Source organism: Bordetella sp. (assembly GCF_051960075.1).
In the GTDB taxonomy this organism is placed as follows: domain Bacteria; phylum Pseudomonadota; class Gammaproteobacteria; order Burkholderiales; family Burkholderiaceae_B; genus Bordetella.
This window is the reverse complement of sequence record NZ_JBQCER010000103.1, coordinates 89,637-102,937: the sequence shown is the minus strand read 5'-3', so window position 1 is coordinate 102,937 and position 13,301 is coordinate 89,637. Positions and strand designations below refer to the sequence as shown.

The window sequence follows — 13,301 nt, the reverse complement described above, 5'->3', positions numbered from 1 at the left end:
AAACGCAAAACCGATTTAGCCGCGAATTGCTAGGGTGAGGCGCTTCGCGCTTGCACAGCCGAGGGCGGCTGTGCCACACAAGTATCGCGGGGCTCAGTACCCCTCCGGCCCACTTTCCATCGCCAGATTTTCAAACCTTGTTGACCGCTTGATGAAGGCCAGCCGCACGGTCCCGGTTGGGCCGTTGCGTTGTTTGGCGACGATCAGTTCGGCTTTACCTTCGAGGTCGGGATCGTCAGGCTTGTAGACTTCTTCGCGGAAGATGAAAGCCACCACGTCAGCATCCTGCTCGATGGCGCCCGATTCGCGCAAGTCGCTCATCACCGGCCGCTTGTTGGGCCGCTGCTCCAGGCTGCGGTTGAGCTGCGACAACGCGATCAAGGGGCAGTTCAGCTCTTTGGCCAGGCCCTTGAGCGAACGGCTGATCTCCGAGATTTCGGTGGCGCGGTTCTCGCTGCCGCTGCCGCCCGACATGAGCTGGATGTAGTCGATGATGATCAGACCCAGCTGACCGCATTCGCGATGCAGGCGCCGCGCGCGGCTGCGCACCTCCATGGCGGTGAGCGCCGGCGTCTCGTCGATGAAGACCAGCGCATCCTGCATCTTGGACACCGCATGCGTTACGCGCGGCCAGTCTTCGTTGGTGAGCTTGCCCGTACGCATGCGGTGCTGATCGAGCATGCCGACCGAACCCAGCATGCGCATGGCCAGTTGCACGGCGCCCATTTCCATGGAGAACACGGCGACAGGCAGGCCCTGCTCGATCGCGACGTGCTCGCCGATGTTCATCGAGAACGATGTCTTGCCCATGGAGGGGCGGCCCGCCACGATGACCAAGTCGCCCGGCTGCAGCCCCGAGGTCATCTTGTCCAGATCGGAAAAGCCTGTGGGCACGCCGGTAACGTCGGAATCGCCCTCGCGATGGTAGAGCTCGTCGATGCGCTCGACGACTTGCGACAGCAGCGGCTGGATCTGCTGGAAACCCGCCAGGCCGCGCTGCCCCTCTTGCGAGATCTGCAGGACTTTGGCCTCGGCTTCGTCGAGCAGTTGCTTGGCTTCCTTGCCCTGCGGGTTGAGCGCGTTGGCCGATATCTCGTCGGCGATCGACACCAGGCGGCGCAGCGTAGCGCGCTCGCTGACGATCTCGGCGTAGCGGCGGATGTTGGCCGCCGAGGGCGTGTTGTGCGCCAGGGCGTTGATGTAGGCCAGGCCGCCGACTTCTTCGGCCTTGCCAGCGCTGGTCAGCGACTCGTGCACCGTGATCACGTCGGCCGGCCGCGAGAGCTCGATCAGGCGAGCGATGTGATGCCAGATCAGCCGATGATCGTGGCGGTAAAAATCTTCTTCGCGCAGCGTGTCGCTGACGCGCTCCCAGGCGGCATTGTCCAGCAGCAGGCCGCCCAGAACGGACTGCTCCGCCTCGATGGAGTGCGGCGGAACGCGCAGGTATTCGAGCTGGGGATCGGCTGGGGTATTCATGCGGCAATAGTACCTTGATGCGGCAAAAGCAAACCGGCCGGGCATTGCTACCCGGCCGGTTTGTGCATGTCTGGCTTGCACCGGGCTTGCGCCCGGCACGCGCAGTCTTTAGGCCATGTCGCCTTCGACCAGGACCGACACGTCGACCAACACGTCGGCGTGCAGGGCGACCTGGACCGGGTACTCGCCGACGGCCTTGAGCTGGCCGTTGGGCATGCGAACCTGGGCCTTGAGCACACCGGCGAAACCAGCCTTGACCAGGCCTTCGGCAACGTCGGCATTGGTGACCGAGCCAAACAGACGGCCGTCGACACCGGCCTTTTGCACGACCTTGAGCTGGTAGCCGGACAGGCGCTCGCCCAGAGTTTGGGCAGCGGACAGCTTCTCGGCCTGAGCCTTTTCCAATTCGGCGCGGCGGGCTTCGAATTCCTTCATGGCGGCGTCCGTCGCACGGCGGGCCATTTTCTGGGGAATCAGGAAATTGCGGGCATAACCGTCGCGCACGCGCACGACTTCGCCCAGATTGCCCAGGTTGACGACTTTTTCGAGCAGGATGACTTGCATGTTCAGTTCCCCCGATTAGTTGTGGTTATCGGTGTAGGGCAGCAGCGCCAGGAAACGGGCACGCTTGATGGCCGTATCGAGTTGACGCTGATAGATCGCCCGGGTGCCCGTCAGACGAGCGGGAATGATCTTGCCGTTTTCCTGGACGAAGTCGCGCAGGGTGTCCAGGTCTTTGTAGTCGATCTCTTCAACGCCGGCGGCGGTGAAGCGGCAGAACTTGCGACGCTTGAACAGCGGGTTCTGCTGAGTGAATTTACGCTTTTCTTTCTTCTTTCCAAAAGCCATGATGTGCCTCTTGAATTTGATCTGTCTGTGTTGAGTCGAGCTCGCGATTTTCGTCGGAACCGGGCGGCGATCAAGCCATTACCGGATCCATGCCGCCGCTGCCGCCTGTGCGCCCCGCTCGCTGCATGTGCAGCTTGAGCTTCGCCGAACCTTTGCGCGTGGGGGCCAGAAAGCCCTCTATGCATAGTTCGGCACCCAGCGGGGTGTCGGCCAACAGCATCGCCAAATCGCCCAGCGCCACCGCGTCCACCGTAAAAGCAAGCTTGCGGGCTTGCCCGGCCTCGATGACTTCCGATTCGTGTTCCAGCAGCATTTCGATCGCCGGGATTCCGGCGGGGGTGTATCGCAGGGGTTCGCGTTCGAGAACGCGCGCTACCAGCTCAACCTTGTTCATGCTGCGGACCGACTCGGGGACTATCCGGTTTGTCGGTGTTCGTTCGATATCGCTTCGCTATCCTGTTTACGCTTGTTCCGTAGCCTGAGCGACGGCTTCCGAAGCTGCCTTGCGGGCCTCTTCGCGCTCGACCGACTTCATCATGATCGAGGGCGCGGTGACGGCCTTCTTGGTCTTGATGACCAGGTGGCGCAGGACGGCGTCGTTGTAGCGGAACGAGTGCTCGAGCTCATCCAGCGTGGCTTGGCCGCACTCGATGTTCAGGCAGACGTAGTGGGCCTTGACCAGTTTCTGGATCGGGTAGGCCAGCTGACGGCGGCCCCAGTCTTCGAAGCGGTGAACCGAACCGCCTTGACCGGTAACCAGGGATTGATAGCGCTCGACCATGGCGGGCACTTGCTCGCTTTGGTCGGGGTGCACGATGAACACCACTTCGTAGTGGCGCAGGGTTTGCGTCATGAGGTGACTCCTATGGATGTCTTGCAGACCCGACCTCAAGCGAACCCGGTTTTACCCTGGTTCTAGGCCTGCAAGGGGCAGCCCGCCGCCCGAATCTGAACGACCGATTCGGATAGTCGAGCAAGAAAGCCTTCGATTGTTGCCTGATTTAGGTAAATTTGCAAGTCAAATCAGGTTCTTACGGCTTGAGGCGCAGAAATGCGGTCAGTAAACCCCGGCCATTTTGCGCATGGTGTGGTTATACGCCCGCAGCACGGCTGCCTGCTCGTCTATCGCCCGCTGCACGTCGTAACTGGCGCCGACGGGCCGCGTATGGGCCACCGGCACCCGGTCGATGATGCCCATGCGTGTGCGCGGCTGGCCCAGAAGCGCAGGCCAGAGGTGGTCCAGTCCGTAGCCCGACTCCGTATCCCGCATGGATCCGACGCAGATTTTCAGTGCGCGGCGGCTGAAAACGGGACACATGATCTCGACGAATGGCTCGTAGCGCACGTCGCTGTCGGGGCGCTGGATCGTGATCGCATGGTTGGGGTAGCTTCCCTTGACCCGCAGCACCGACGGCTGCGCCAGATCCATCCCGAATTTGCGGAACAGGTAGAACATGAGGTTGATCCCCTGCCCGCTGGCCAGAAGATCGTCGTCGGGTAGCCAGATGGCCTCGTAATCCCAGAGTGGGCTGCCTTCGTGCAAAAGGTCATAGAGCAGCCGGAATTTTCTGGTCTTGGGAAGATGAGCAAGGTATTCGCACGGCATGTCGGTGGTCGGCGCCTCGGCGCCGTACCAACCCAGGCACAGATCCCAATTGCGGGTTTCATTGGTGACGCTCTTGAGCCAGTCCGGGTGCAGCGACCCTGCACCCGCAGGCACGATCACCAGATTGGGGCGGCGCGTGCCCGGCGCAGGCTGCTTGATGAAAGCGGCACGGCGCGGCTGCTCGGCGGGCGTGGCATGAAGCGGATGCGGGGGATGCCCGGTTGCGCGCAGGAAGTAAAACGCGCGGACGCCGCCGATCGTGCCCTGACCCGCAAAGCTGATGATGCGACCGGTGTCGTCCCTGCGCACGAGCGTGAAAACGACCGCGGGAATGCCGCTGCCGTCCGCGGCCATCAGACAGAGCCGCCCGTTGACGATTTGCCACAGGTCGATTTCGGTGACACCCGGGTTGCCGAGCAGCCCATGCGGCGCCAGCACCATAAAAGGCGACAGCTGCCGCCCGTTGATGTCGAAGATCCGCCAGAAACTGCCTTCGAGCTGAGCGGCGGACAGGTCTGGGGCATCGGTGAAACTGGCCAGGATGGCATTGAGCTCCGCCTGATCGGCATTCGTGTTGGTATTTTCCATTCTCGCTATTTGCCTCCTCGTTGATTGCCGACGGCGCTTGTTTCAGATGAACTGCGCCACATAGGCGGGGATGTCGAAGGCGGCGTCGGCCGGGCCCAGCGGCTCACCGAAAGCCGGATCCATCCGCAGCCAGGCACGGGGGGCGCTGGCGCTGGCGGCAGGAAGGTCGCGCGTCAGACCACGAGTGGCTTGGAGCGGCAACATTTCCAGCAGGTCGTCGGACACGGCAGGATCGACGATGACCGGTTCGGCGCTGTATTCGGACGCCTCGCTCGCCGCTTGCGCCGCGCCGGCGAGCCCCGCGATCATGGCCAGCGTAAGGCCTGCCGTGGCTCGTGCATCGAGCGGCCCGTGAGCCGCCATGCGATGGTAGAGCACATAGGCCGCCGCCCAGTGCTTGCCCAGGATGAGCAGACGCAGCGCCACCGCCTGCCGGATCCGCATGAATTGCCTGATCGAGCCTGCCACCGCGTCGCGGTCGGCGACGGGAAACGCACCGCCCTGCTCCGCACGCCCGGCCAGCGACGCTATATATTCCAGCCCGCCCAGGTAGCTGTCCCATTGGAACATGCATTCGGTATTGCCCTGCTGCGCGCGCGGATCGTCGGACGCAGCCGTCACGCGCGCGAACGGGGCCGGCATGAAGAGGACGTCGCCCTTGTCGAGCGCTCGGGCCGTGTAGAGAAAGGCCCAGAAAATGAAGGGCGTGGCGCTGGATATCGACTGCTGCAGTACGTCGCGGCGAACGATCATGAACTCGGGGAAAACGTGCTTATCCAGGATGAAGCGCAGCAGGGCCGGATGATCGCCGCGCGCAATGCGCAAGGCGTCGTCCAGCGCGTAGAACGGCTTGATGTCTGCCCCGCCGGACCGCTCGTCAACCAGCATCCAAGGCGCCTGCAGCATGCCCAGCTGCGGATCGGCTTGCAGGATGCGCAGGTAATCGGCAACCTGTTCGGGGACCAGCATATCGTCGTCGCCCAGGAACAGCGCATAGCGTCCACGCGCGCGGCGCATGGCATAAGCGTAGTTGCTCATGAAGCCGGAATTCTTCAGGCGGCGGTAAGTGCGCAGCTCCGGCTCGCGCGCCAGGCCGGCCAGATAGGCAGCCGTACCGTCCGTTGAGCCGTCGTCCACCACCACCAACTCGAACGCCAGACCCAGACGCCGGAATTCCCGCAGATGAAAGCCGATATTGCGTTCGAGCAGCGCGGCCCGGTTGTAGGTGGGAATGCAGATCGAAAGCAATGGCTGGGTCATTTCATGACATCAAAATACAAAGGCGCACCCGAAGGTGCGCCTAATTTGCTTGTCGGCTTACCGGGTGTCAACCCTCGACGACGGCATAGGCCGAATGATTGTGAATCGATTCGAAATTCTCGGCCTCGACGCGAAAGCGCCTGACGGCCTGATGCGCCTGCATGCGCGCGGCCACATCGCGAACCAGGTCTTCGACGAACTTGGGGTTGTCGTAGGCGCGTTCGGTGACGAACTTTTCGTCGGGGCGCTTGAGCAGCCCCCAGAGCTCGCAGGAACCCTGGCTTTCGATTTCGCGGATGATCTCGTCCATGGAATCGAGGCCGTCGAGCACCGCCGAGACGGTGACGTGCGAGCGCTGGTTGTGGGCGCCGTACTCGGATATGGCCTTGGAACACGGACACAGGCTGGTGACGGGCACCTGGACCACGAGCTCGAATTCGACGCCGGCCGGGTTGGCGCGGGCGATCCATTGAACTTCGTAGTCCATCAGGCTTTGCACGCCGGAAATCGGAGCGGACTTGTTGATGAAGTACGGGAAAGCAGCCGTGATGTCGCCGCGCTCGGCATGCAGCAGAGGCAGCATTTCCTCGGCCATGTCGGCGAACAGTGCCGGCGTCATGGCGACAGAGCGGTACTTTTCCAGCAAGGCCACGAAGCGGGACATGTGAGTGCCCTTCTCTTCGGCGGGCAGCGCCACAGTGAGGGTCCAGGTAGCCACAGTGGGCTGGGCGGAACCGTCTCCCGCCTGTACCAGCATGGGGTGGCGCACGCCACGGATGCCCACGCGCTGGATAGGGATGTGCCGGGTGTCGGTCGCGCTTTGCACGTCCGGCATGACGATGGCGCGGTCGATGGGAATATTCATGTCGATAGCAAAGGACGGATGCTGAGGCTGGCCGCCCGGATCAATCTCGGAAAGGGCATATTATCCTTTAATCCGAGTAATTTGTTCGGGAAAACCCTCTTGCCCTGTGGGACGCATTGTTCCGTTGCAATCACAAAAGACCGGCAAAGCGAGCACGGACGGAAGCTTCGATGCCGACGGCGTCCAGACCCAATTCCGCCAGCAGCGCCGCCTGGTCGCCATGGTCGACGAAGAGGTCGGGAAGACCCAGTTGCAGGAGCGGCTTGGCGATGCCGGCCTCATTCAGCGTCTCGGCCACCGCGCTGCCGGCACCGCCCATCGTGGCGGCTTCTTCCAGCGTGACCAGGGCATCGTGACGGGCTGCCAGATCGAGAACGAGCTCGCGGTCGATGGGTTTGACAAAACGCATATCGGCCACCGTGGCGCCGAGATTTTCAGCGGCGATCAAGGCTGCCGGCACCAGCGTGCCGAAGCCCAGGATGGCGATGCGCGCACCTTCGCGGCGCACTATGCCGCGACCCAGCGGCACGCTTTCGAGCCCGGCGGCCACCGGCGTGCCCGCGCCCGCGCCACGCGGATAACGCACCGAGGCGGGCCCGGGGTGGCGATAGCACGTTGAGAGCAGCAGGCGCGCTTCGTTCTCGTCGGAGGGGGTGGCGACCACCATATTAGGAATGCAGCGCAGGAAGGCGATATCGTAGTTGCCGGCGTGCGTGGCGCCGTCTGCGCCCACCAGGCCCGCGCGGTCCAGCGCAAAGGTTACGTCCAGGTTCTGTAGGGCCACGTCGTGGATGAGCTGGTCGTAGCCGCGCTGCAGGAAGGTCGAGTAGATGGCAACTACCGGCTTCTGCCCTTCGCAGGCCAGGCCGGCAGCGAACGTGACGGCGTGCTGCTCGGCGATGCCCACGTCGAAATAGCGCTTGGGAAAGCGCTGCTCGAACTCGACCAGGCCGCTGCCTTCCCGCATGGCGGGCGTGATGCCGACCAAGCGCGCGTCGGCCTCGCCCATGTCGCACAGCCAATGGCCGAAGACCTGGGTGAACGTCTGTTTGGCCGGCGCCTTGGATTTTTGGATGCCCACGCTGGGATCGAATTTGCCGGGGCCGTGATAGAGCACGGGATCGGCTTCGGCCAGCTTGTAGCCCTGCCCTTTTTTTGTCACCACATGCAGGAACTGCAGTCCCTGCAGCTCTTTGAGGTTCTGCAAGGTGGGAACGAGCGCGTCCAGGTCGTGGCCGTCGATGGGCCCCACGTAATTGAAGCCGAATTCTTCGAACAGCGTGGCGGGCGTGACCATGCCCTTGGCATGCTCCTCGAAACGGCGCGCCAGTTCGAGCACCGGCGGCACGTGCGACAGAACGGCCTTGCCCACATTGCGCGCAGCCGCGTAGAACCGGCCCGACATAAGCCGCGCCAGGTAGCGGTTGAGCGCGCCCACCGGCGGCGAGATCGACATGTCGTTGTCGTTGAGGATGACCAGCAGGTTGACATCGGGCGTGACGCCGGCATTGTTCATGGCCTCGAAGACCATGCCGGCCGTCATGGCGCCGTCACCGATCACGGCGATGTGCTGGCGCTGCACGCCGGCATTGCGCGAGGCCACGGCCATGCCCAGGGCGGCCGAGATCGACGTCGAGGAATGCGCCGTGCCGAAGGCGTCGTACTCGGATTCGCTGCGCTTGGGAAAACCCGAGATGCCGCCCTGCTGGCGCAGGCCGGCCATGGCCGCGCGGCGGCCGGTGAGAATCTTGTGGGGATACGACTGATGGCCCACGTCCCACACGATGCGGTCGTGCGGCGTGTCGAACACATAGTGCAAGGCCAATGTGAGTTCGACGGTGCCCAGGTTGGATGACAGGTGGCCCCCCGTGCGCGATACCGACTCCAGCACAAATGCGCGCAGCTCGGCGGCCACGCGGCGCAGGTCGCGGCGATCCAGACGGCGCAGATCGGCGGGTTCGTTGATGCGATCCAGGAATTCGGTGCTCATGCTGCGCTCAGCGATCTCTGAAAACAATGAAATCGGCCAACTGCGCCAGACGCTCGGCTCCCTCGCCCAGCGGCACGATGGCCTCGTGTGCCGCCTCGCCCAATTGACGGGCGTAGGTGCGGGCCTCGTCGAGGCCCAGCAGCGACACGTAAGTAGGTTTATTGTCGGCGGCGTCCTTGCCCGGCGTCTTGCCCAGGCTGGCCGAGTCGGCGGTCACGTCGAGAATGTCGTCGACCACCTGGAAGGCCAGGCCGATGGCCCTCGCATAGGCGTCCAGCGCCTGGCGCGTGCCGGAGCTGGCGCCCGCCACGATACCGCCCAGCGTGACGCTGGCCGCGAGCATGGCGCCGGTCTTCATGCTGTGCATGGTCTGCAGCTCGTCGCGCGTGAGGCTGCGCCCGACGCTATCGAGGTCTATGGCCTGGCCGCCCGCCATGCCCAGGCTGCCTGCGGCGTGAGCCAGGATGGTGACGGCTTGCGCCGCCAGCGCCGGCGACGTGGGCATGCCGGCCAGCAACTCGAAGGCCAACGGCTGCATGGCGTCGCCCGCCAGCATGGCGGTGGCTTCGTCGAATTGCACGTGCACCGTGGGCCGGCCGCGGCGCAGCGTATCGTCGTCCATGCATGGCAGGTCGTCATGCACCAGCGAATAGGCGTGGATCAGTTCGACGGCGGCGGCAGCGCGGTCCAGCGACGCCTCGGTGGCCGGCGTGCCGGTGCACGAGGCCTGACCGGCTGCGTACACCAGCGCCGCGCGCACCCGTTTGCCGCCGCCCAGCACCGCATAGCGCATGGCTTCATGCAGGCGCTGCGGAGCCTGGCCGGCGGTGGGCAGCAGTGCTTCGAGCACGCGCTCGATGTGCGCGGCTCGGTCGCGCAGCCAGTCCGGAAACGACGAGCCGGCCTTGGATGCTATCAACACGGTCATTCCTTATTCGTCTGCCAGGGCCGACGGATCGAGCGGCCGCAGCAGGTCGCCCTCGAGCACTTTGACCTGCTGTTCGGCCTGGGCGAGCTTCTCCTGGCAGATGCGCGTGAGCTCGACGCCACGGCGATAGGCTGCGAGCGACTGCTCGAGCGGCATGGAGCCGCCTTCCATGGCGGCCACCAGGGCTTCGAGTTCGGCCAGGGCCGTTTCGAAATCCTGCGGCAGGGGGCCGGGCTGCGCGGCTGCGTCGGCATGCTTCGAGGCCAAGCGGGTCTCCAATCGAATGAGAGGCGGGGAAACCATGAATTGTAAGGGAAAGCGGGAAAGCCCCCACGCCGCGCGCATCGAGATCGCCGGCACAGAAGCGGGAGCCGCTTGTCCGATTAAATCGGCACAATTTCAAGATCTTGAGGTAAAATTGCGCCCCTTACCGCCAGCAGCGCGTGCGCCGTGTCCCGCTCTGGCTTTTTTGGTCTTTAGCGGAGCAAACTCTCATGACCGACATTGGTCGGATGGCACACGTAGTGCCGGCTCACAGCGCGCTCTCCGTCGACGCCTATTTCGACGAAGCGCTTTTCGCTCGCGAGCAAGAACGCATTTTCAAGCAGTCTTCCCTGTATGTCGGCCACGAAAAGCTCGTGCCCGAGATCGGCGACTGGCGTGCCCTCATTCAGGAAAACAACGGCCGGGCTCTGGTGCGCAATGCGCACGGCGCGGGCGGCGTGGAACTGATTTCCAATGTATGCCGCCACCGCCAGGCGATCATGCTGGGCGGCGCCGCGGGCAACGTGGCGGGCAACGTCAACACGCACGGCAGCCTTTCCGGCACGGGCGGCAATATCGTCTGCCCGCTGCACCGCTGGACGTACAACAAACGCGGCGAGCTCCTGGGCGCGCCGCAGTTCGACACCACGCCCTGCCTGAATCTGGAGCGCTTTCGCCTGCGAGACTGCCACGGGCTGCTGTTCGAGGGTCCGCGCGATCCGGCCGTCGACATGGCGCCGCTTTTCGCCCGGCCCGAGTTCGATTTCGGCGACTACGTGCTGGACCACGTGGAAGTGCACCAGTGCCACTACAACTGGAAGACGTTCATCGAGGTCTACCTCGAGGACTACCACGTCGGTCCGTTCCATCCGGGCCTGGGGCGCTTCGTCACGTGCGACGACCTGAGCTGGGAGTTCGGCGACTGGTTCAGCGCGCAGCGCGTGGGCGTGCACAAGGCGCTGGAGCAGCCCGGCTCCGAGGTCTATCGCATCTGGCACGACAAAGTGCTGGAGTTCCGCAACGGCCAGGCGCCGGATTTCGGCGCGGTATGGGTGACGTATTTTCCCACGCACATGATCGAGCTGTATCCGCACGTGCTGGTACTGTCGACGCTCTACCCCAAGAGCCCGCAGGAAACGGTCAATGTGGTGGAGTTTTATTACCCCGAAGAGATCGTCGCTTTCGAGCGCGAGTTCGTCAAGGCACAGCGCGCGGCCTATATGGAAACGGCGGTCGAAGACGACGAGATCGCCGAGCGCATGGACGCCGGGCGCAAGGCGTTGATGGAACGCGGCGTCAGCGAGTCGGGGCCCTATCAGTCGCCCATGGAAGACGGGATGCAGCACTTCCATGAGTGGTATCGGGGAATGATGGATACCCCCGGGGCTTGATTGCGTTCTCGAGCTGCGGCATTTTTTATGGTGCTGCGGTTTGAGTTCTTTGGACGCCGAGGCTGCCCTGCGCAATTCCGATGCTCGCCGCTTTCGCGGCTGCGGTTGGCCGCCCCGCGCTTCGGATTGCTCCGGGGTTCTCGGCTCGCTGCAGCCTAATGCGACGTTTTAACGGCCACCCATCGGATGGCCGTTTTGCTTTTAGCCTTTGGCGACGGGGCGCGCAGGATCGGCGCACCATTCGCTCCAGGAGCCTGGGTACAGGCGCGAGCCTGCCAGGCCGGCGATTTCCATGGCCAGCAGGTTGTGGCTGGCGGTGATGCCGGAGCCGCATTGATGCACGACTTCTTGCGGCGCACGGCCGCCGAGCACGGCTTCGAATTCGGCGCGCAACTGCGCGGGCGATTTGAAGCGGCCGTCTGCCTCGAGGTTTTGCGTGTTGGGACGATTGAGCGCGCCGGGGATATGGCCTGCCACCGGGTCCATGGGCTCGACTTCGCCGCGGTAGCGATTGGCGGCGCGGGCGTCGAGCACGACGAAGTCTTGCCTCTCGATATTGGCAAGTACAGCGGCCGCGTCGACGCTGCCCGCCAGCGACGCACGGGGCCTGGCCTTGGGCAGCGGTGCCAGGGACTGCGCCTGCCCGGCGCGAACGGCCTGGCCGGCGGCCGTCCAGGCGGGCCAGCCGCCGTCGAGGACGGCGACGTTTTCGTGGCCGATCCAGCGCAGCATCCACCACAAGTGGGCGGCGTATTGGCCGCCGCTGGCGTCGTAGGCCACGACCAGGGTGTCGGGCGTGACGCCGTGGGCGGCCATCAGGCCGGCCAGGTGCTCGGGTGCAGGCAGCGGATGCCGGCCGTTCGTGCCGGTGCGCGCGGCGGAGAGTTCGGTCTCGTGATCGAGAAAGCGCGCGCCGGGAATATGGCCTTCGCCGTAGGCGCGCCGGCCTGCTGCGTGATCCAGCAGATCGTGGCGCAGATCGAAGACCCGCAGCCGGCCGTGATCGACCTGGCCGGCGGCCAGGCGAGCGGCCAGATCAGAAACGAGGATCAGCGTGGTCGTCATGAATTGGTTCTCCCTTTATAGGCCGCGCCAGGCGCGGCATGTCTCGTGTAGTCGTCGTGGCAGCGTGATGCCAGATCGGGGCCCAGGGGTCGACTTAGGCCGGGGCGGCCCGACGCGCCGTGCTCCAGGCCGAGACCAGGCCGGCCAGGATGATCAGACCGCTGCCGGTCCAGGCGAGCGCGTCGGGCGCGTCGCCCCAGAACAGAACGCCCAGCGCCCTCGCGAAGATGATGGTGGAATATTGCAGGGCGGCGGTCAACAGCGGCGCGCCCTTGCCGAAGGCGCGGGTCTGCGCCAACTGCATCAGCAGACCGATCGTTCCCACAAGCAGCAGATTGACATAGGCTACCCAGTCGGGCCGCCCCCAGCCTTCGAGCGTGAGGCCGACGATGCTGCTCAGACATACCGCGATCGAAAAGAACAGCACCGTACGCCACTCCGGCTCGCCCATGCGGCCCAGTTCGCGCAGCTGCAGCATGGCCATGGCCGTCGCCATACCGGCCACCAGACCCAGCAAGGCAGCTTCCCATTGATCGGGCGTAATGCTGGGTCGCAGCACCACCATCACGCCCAGAAAGCCCAGGGCCACGGCGGCGATGCGCACCGGATCGCGCCGCGCGCCGCCCCAGCCGAGCATCCAGCAGGCGATGAAGAGCGGCGAGGTGTAGGTCAGGCTTGCGGACGTGGCCAGCGGGAGTTGCGAGACGCAGTAAAAGCCCAGCCACATCGAGCACAGACCGGCCACATTGCGCCATACATGAAGGCGCCAGTTCGGCGTGATGACGGGCTGACGCCTGACCCGCGCCCAGAACAGCAGCAAGAGAACCGACGGCAGGCCACGCAACACGATGATCGAGGCCAGGGACGCCCCGTGCTCGGAGGCCAGCTTCACGCACGCGCTCATGACCGCGGACAGGACGGAAGCCAGCAACATCCAGAGAGCCTGCATGGGAGCGACGGGTAGAAACGTATTGAAGAATTTGCAAACTATACCTTTTGATTAAAGTTCAGTTTTT

General features: G+C 64.3%; 14 protein-coding genes. 1 reads left to right on the top strand and 13 read right to left on the bottom strand.

Annotated elements, in window-relative coordinates; genetic code table 11:
- Positions 1-93: 93 nt before the first annotated feature.
- The 11 genes from ACTHJ1_RS18785 to ACTHJ1_RS18735 form a co-directional block, all read right to left on the bottom strand.
- Positions 94-1,479, bottom strand: coding sequence for a replicative DNA helicase (locus tag ACTHJ1_RS18785; protein WP_440195848.1), 1,386 nt, complete (start codon positions 1,477-1,479; stop codon positions 94-96).
- Positions 1,480-1,587: 108 nt separating this feature from the next.
- On the bottom strand, positions 1,588-2,043 hold the full coding sequence (gene rplI / locus ACTHJ1_RS18780) for a 50S ribosomal protein L9 (RefSeq protein ID WP_440195845.1): 456 nt from the start codon (positions 2,041-2,043) through the stop codon (positions 1,588-1,590).
- A gap of 15 nt (positions 2,044-2,058) precedes the next feature.
- On the bottom strand, positions 2,059-2,331 hold the full coding sequence (rpsR, locus tag ACTHJ1_RS18775) for a 30S ribosomal protein S18 (RefSeq protein ID WP_440195856.1): 273 nt from the start codon (positions 2,329-2,331) through the stop codon (positions 2,059-2,061).
- A gap of 67 nt (positions 2,332-2,398) precedes the next feature.
- Positions 2,399-2,722: a primosomal replication protein N gene (gene priB, locus ACTHJ1_RS18770; protein WP_440195842.1), complete on the bottom strand. Its 324-nt coding sequence runs from the start codon at positions 2,720-2,722 to the stop codon at positions 2,399-2,401.
- A 66-nt stretch (positions 2,723-2,788) separates the two neighbouring features.
- Positions 2,789-3,169, bottom strand: a complete 381-nt coding sequence (gene rpsF / locus ACTHJ1_RS18765; protein ID WP_440195854.1) for a 30S ribosomal protein S6 — start codon at positions 3,167-3,169, stop codon at positions 2,789-2,791.
- A 216-nt stretch (positions 3,170-3,385) separates the two neighbouring features.
- Complete coding sequence (locus ACTHJ1_RS18760; protein WP_440195839.1) at positions 3,386-4,522, bottom strand: DUF707 domain-containing protein; 1,137 nt, start codon at positions 4,520-4,522, stop codon at positions 3,386-3,388.
- 42 nt (positions 4,523-4,564) lie between these two features.
- Positions 4,565-5,782, bottom strand: coding sequence for a glycosyltransferase family 2 protein (locus tag ACTHJ1_RS18755; RefSeq protein WP_440195836.1), 1,218 nt, complete (start codon positions 5,780-5,782; stop codon positions 4,565-4,567).
- A gap of 67 nt (positions 5,783-5,849) precedes the next feature.
- Complete coding sequence (folE2, locus tag ACTHJ1_RS18750) at positions 5,850-6,647, bottom strand: GTP cyclohydrolase FolE2 (protein WP_440195833.1); 798 nt, start codon at positions 6,645-6,647, stop codon at positions 5,850-5,852.
- 130 nt (positions 6,648-6,777) lie between these two features.
- Complete coding sequence (gene dxs, locus ACTHJ1_RS18745; protein WP_440195830.1) at positions 6,778-8,637, bottom strand: 1-deoxy-D-xylulose-5-phosphate synthase; 1,860 nt, start codon at positions 8,635-8,637, stop codon at positions 6,778-6,780.
- Between the two features lie 7 nt (positions 8,638-8,644).
- On the bottom strand, positions 8,645-9,565 hold the full coding sequence (locus tag ACTHJ1_RS18740) for a polyprenyl synthetase family protein (RefSeq protein WP_440195827.1): 921 nt from the start codon (positions 9,563-9,565) through the stop codon (positions 8,645-8,647).
- A gap of 3 nt (positions 9,566-9,568) precedes the next feature.
- On the bottom strand, positions 9,569-9,868 hold the full coding sequence (locus ACTHJ1_RS18735) for an exodeoxyribonuclease VII small subunit (RefSeq protein WP_440195824.1): 300 nt from the start codon (positions 9,866-9,868) through the stop codon (positions 9,569-9,571).
- A gap of 191 nt (positions 9,869-10,059) precedes the next feature.
- On the opposite strand from ACTHJ1_RS18735, the gene ACTHJ1_RS18730 reads away from it, so the two are divergent.
- Complete coding sequence (locus ACTHJ1_RS18730) at positions 10,060-11,220, top strand: aromatic ring-hydroxylating oxygenase subunit alpha (protein ID WP_440195821.1); 1,161 nt, start codon at positions 10,060-10,062, stop codon at positions 11,218-11,220.
- 201 nt (positions 11,221-11,421) lie between these two features.
- Here the strand turns inward: ACTHJ1_RS18730 and ACTHJ1_RS18725 are convergent, their stop codons facing one another.
- Together ACTHJ1_RS18725 and ACTHJ1_RS18720 are read right to left on the bottom strand one after the other, a co-directional pair.
- Positions 11,422-12,285: a sulfurtransferase gene (locus tag ACTHJ1_RS18725; protein ID WP_440195818.1), complete on the bottom strand. Its 864-nt coding sequence runs from the start codon at positions 12,283-12,285 to the stop codon at positions 11,422-11,424.
- A 94-nt stretch (positions 12,286-12,379) separates the two neighbouring features.
- Positions 12,380-13,234 (bottom strand): DMT family transporter, encoded by an 855-nt coding sequence (locus tag ACTHJ1_RS18720; RefSeq protein ID WP_440195815.1) that lies wholly within the window; start codon positions 13,232-13,234, stop codon positions 12,380-12,382.
- Between the last annotated feature and the right edge of the window lie 67 nt (positions 13,235-13,301).

What these genes read in the sequence shown, in the direction of transcription:
- ACTHJ1_RS18785 (WP_440195848.1), bottom strand. Translation starts at nt 1,479, where the DNA reads ATGAATACCCCAGCCGATCCCCAGCTCGAATACCTGCGCGTTCCGCCG.
- rplI (WP_440195845.1), bottom strand. Translation starts at nt 2,043, where the DNA reads ATGCAAGTCATCCTGCTCGAAAAAGTCGTCAACCTGGGCAATCTGGGC.
- priB (WP_440195842.1), bottom strand. Translation starts at nt 2,722, where the DNA reads ATGAACAAGGTTGAGCTGGTAGCGCGCGTTCTCGAACGCGAACCCCTG.
- ACTHJ1_RS18760 (WP_440195839.1), bottom strand. Translation starts at nt 4,522, where the DNA reads ATGGAAAATACCAACACGAATGCCGATCAGGCGGAGCTCAATGCCATC.
- ACTHJ1_RS18755 (WP_440195836.1), bottom strand. Translation starts at nt 5,782, where the DNA reads ATGACCCAGCCATTGCTTTCGATCTGCATTCCCACCTACAACCGGGCC.
- folE2 (WP_440195833.1), bottom strand. Translation starts at nt 6,647, where the DNA reads ATGAATATTCCCATCGACCGCGCCATCGTCATGCCGGACGTGCAAAGC.
- dxs (WP_440195830.1), bottom strand. Translation starts at nt 8,637, where the DNA reads ATGAGCACCGAATTCCTGGATCGCATCAACGAACCCGCCGATCTGCGC.
- ACTHJ1_RS18740 (WP_440195827.1), bottom strand. Translation starts at nt 9,565, where the DNA reads ATGACCGTGTTGATAGCATCCAAGGCCGGCTCGTCGTTTCCGGACTGG.
- ACTHJ1_RS18735 (WP_440195824.1), bottom strand. Translation starts at nt 9,868, where the DNA reads ATGGTTTCCCCGCCTCTCATTCGATTGGAGACCCGCTTGGCCTCGAAG.
- ACTHJ1_RS18730 (WP_440195821.1), top strand. Translation starts at nt 10,060, where the DNA reads ATGACCGACATTGGTCGGATGGCACACGTAGTGCCGGCTCACAGCGCG.
- ACTHJ1_RS18725 (WP_440195818.1), bottom strand. Translation starts at nt 12,285, where the DNA reads ATGACGACCACGCTGATCCTCGTTTCTGATCTGGCCGCTCGCCTGGCC.
- ACTHJ1_RS18720 (WP_440195815.1), bottom strand. Translation starts at nt 13,234, where the DNA reads ATGCAGGCTCTCTGGATGTTGCTGGCTTCCGTCCTGTCCGCGGTCATG.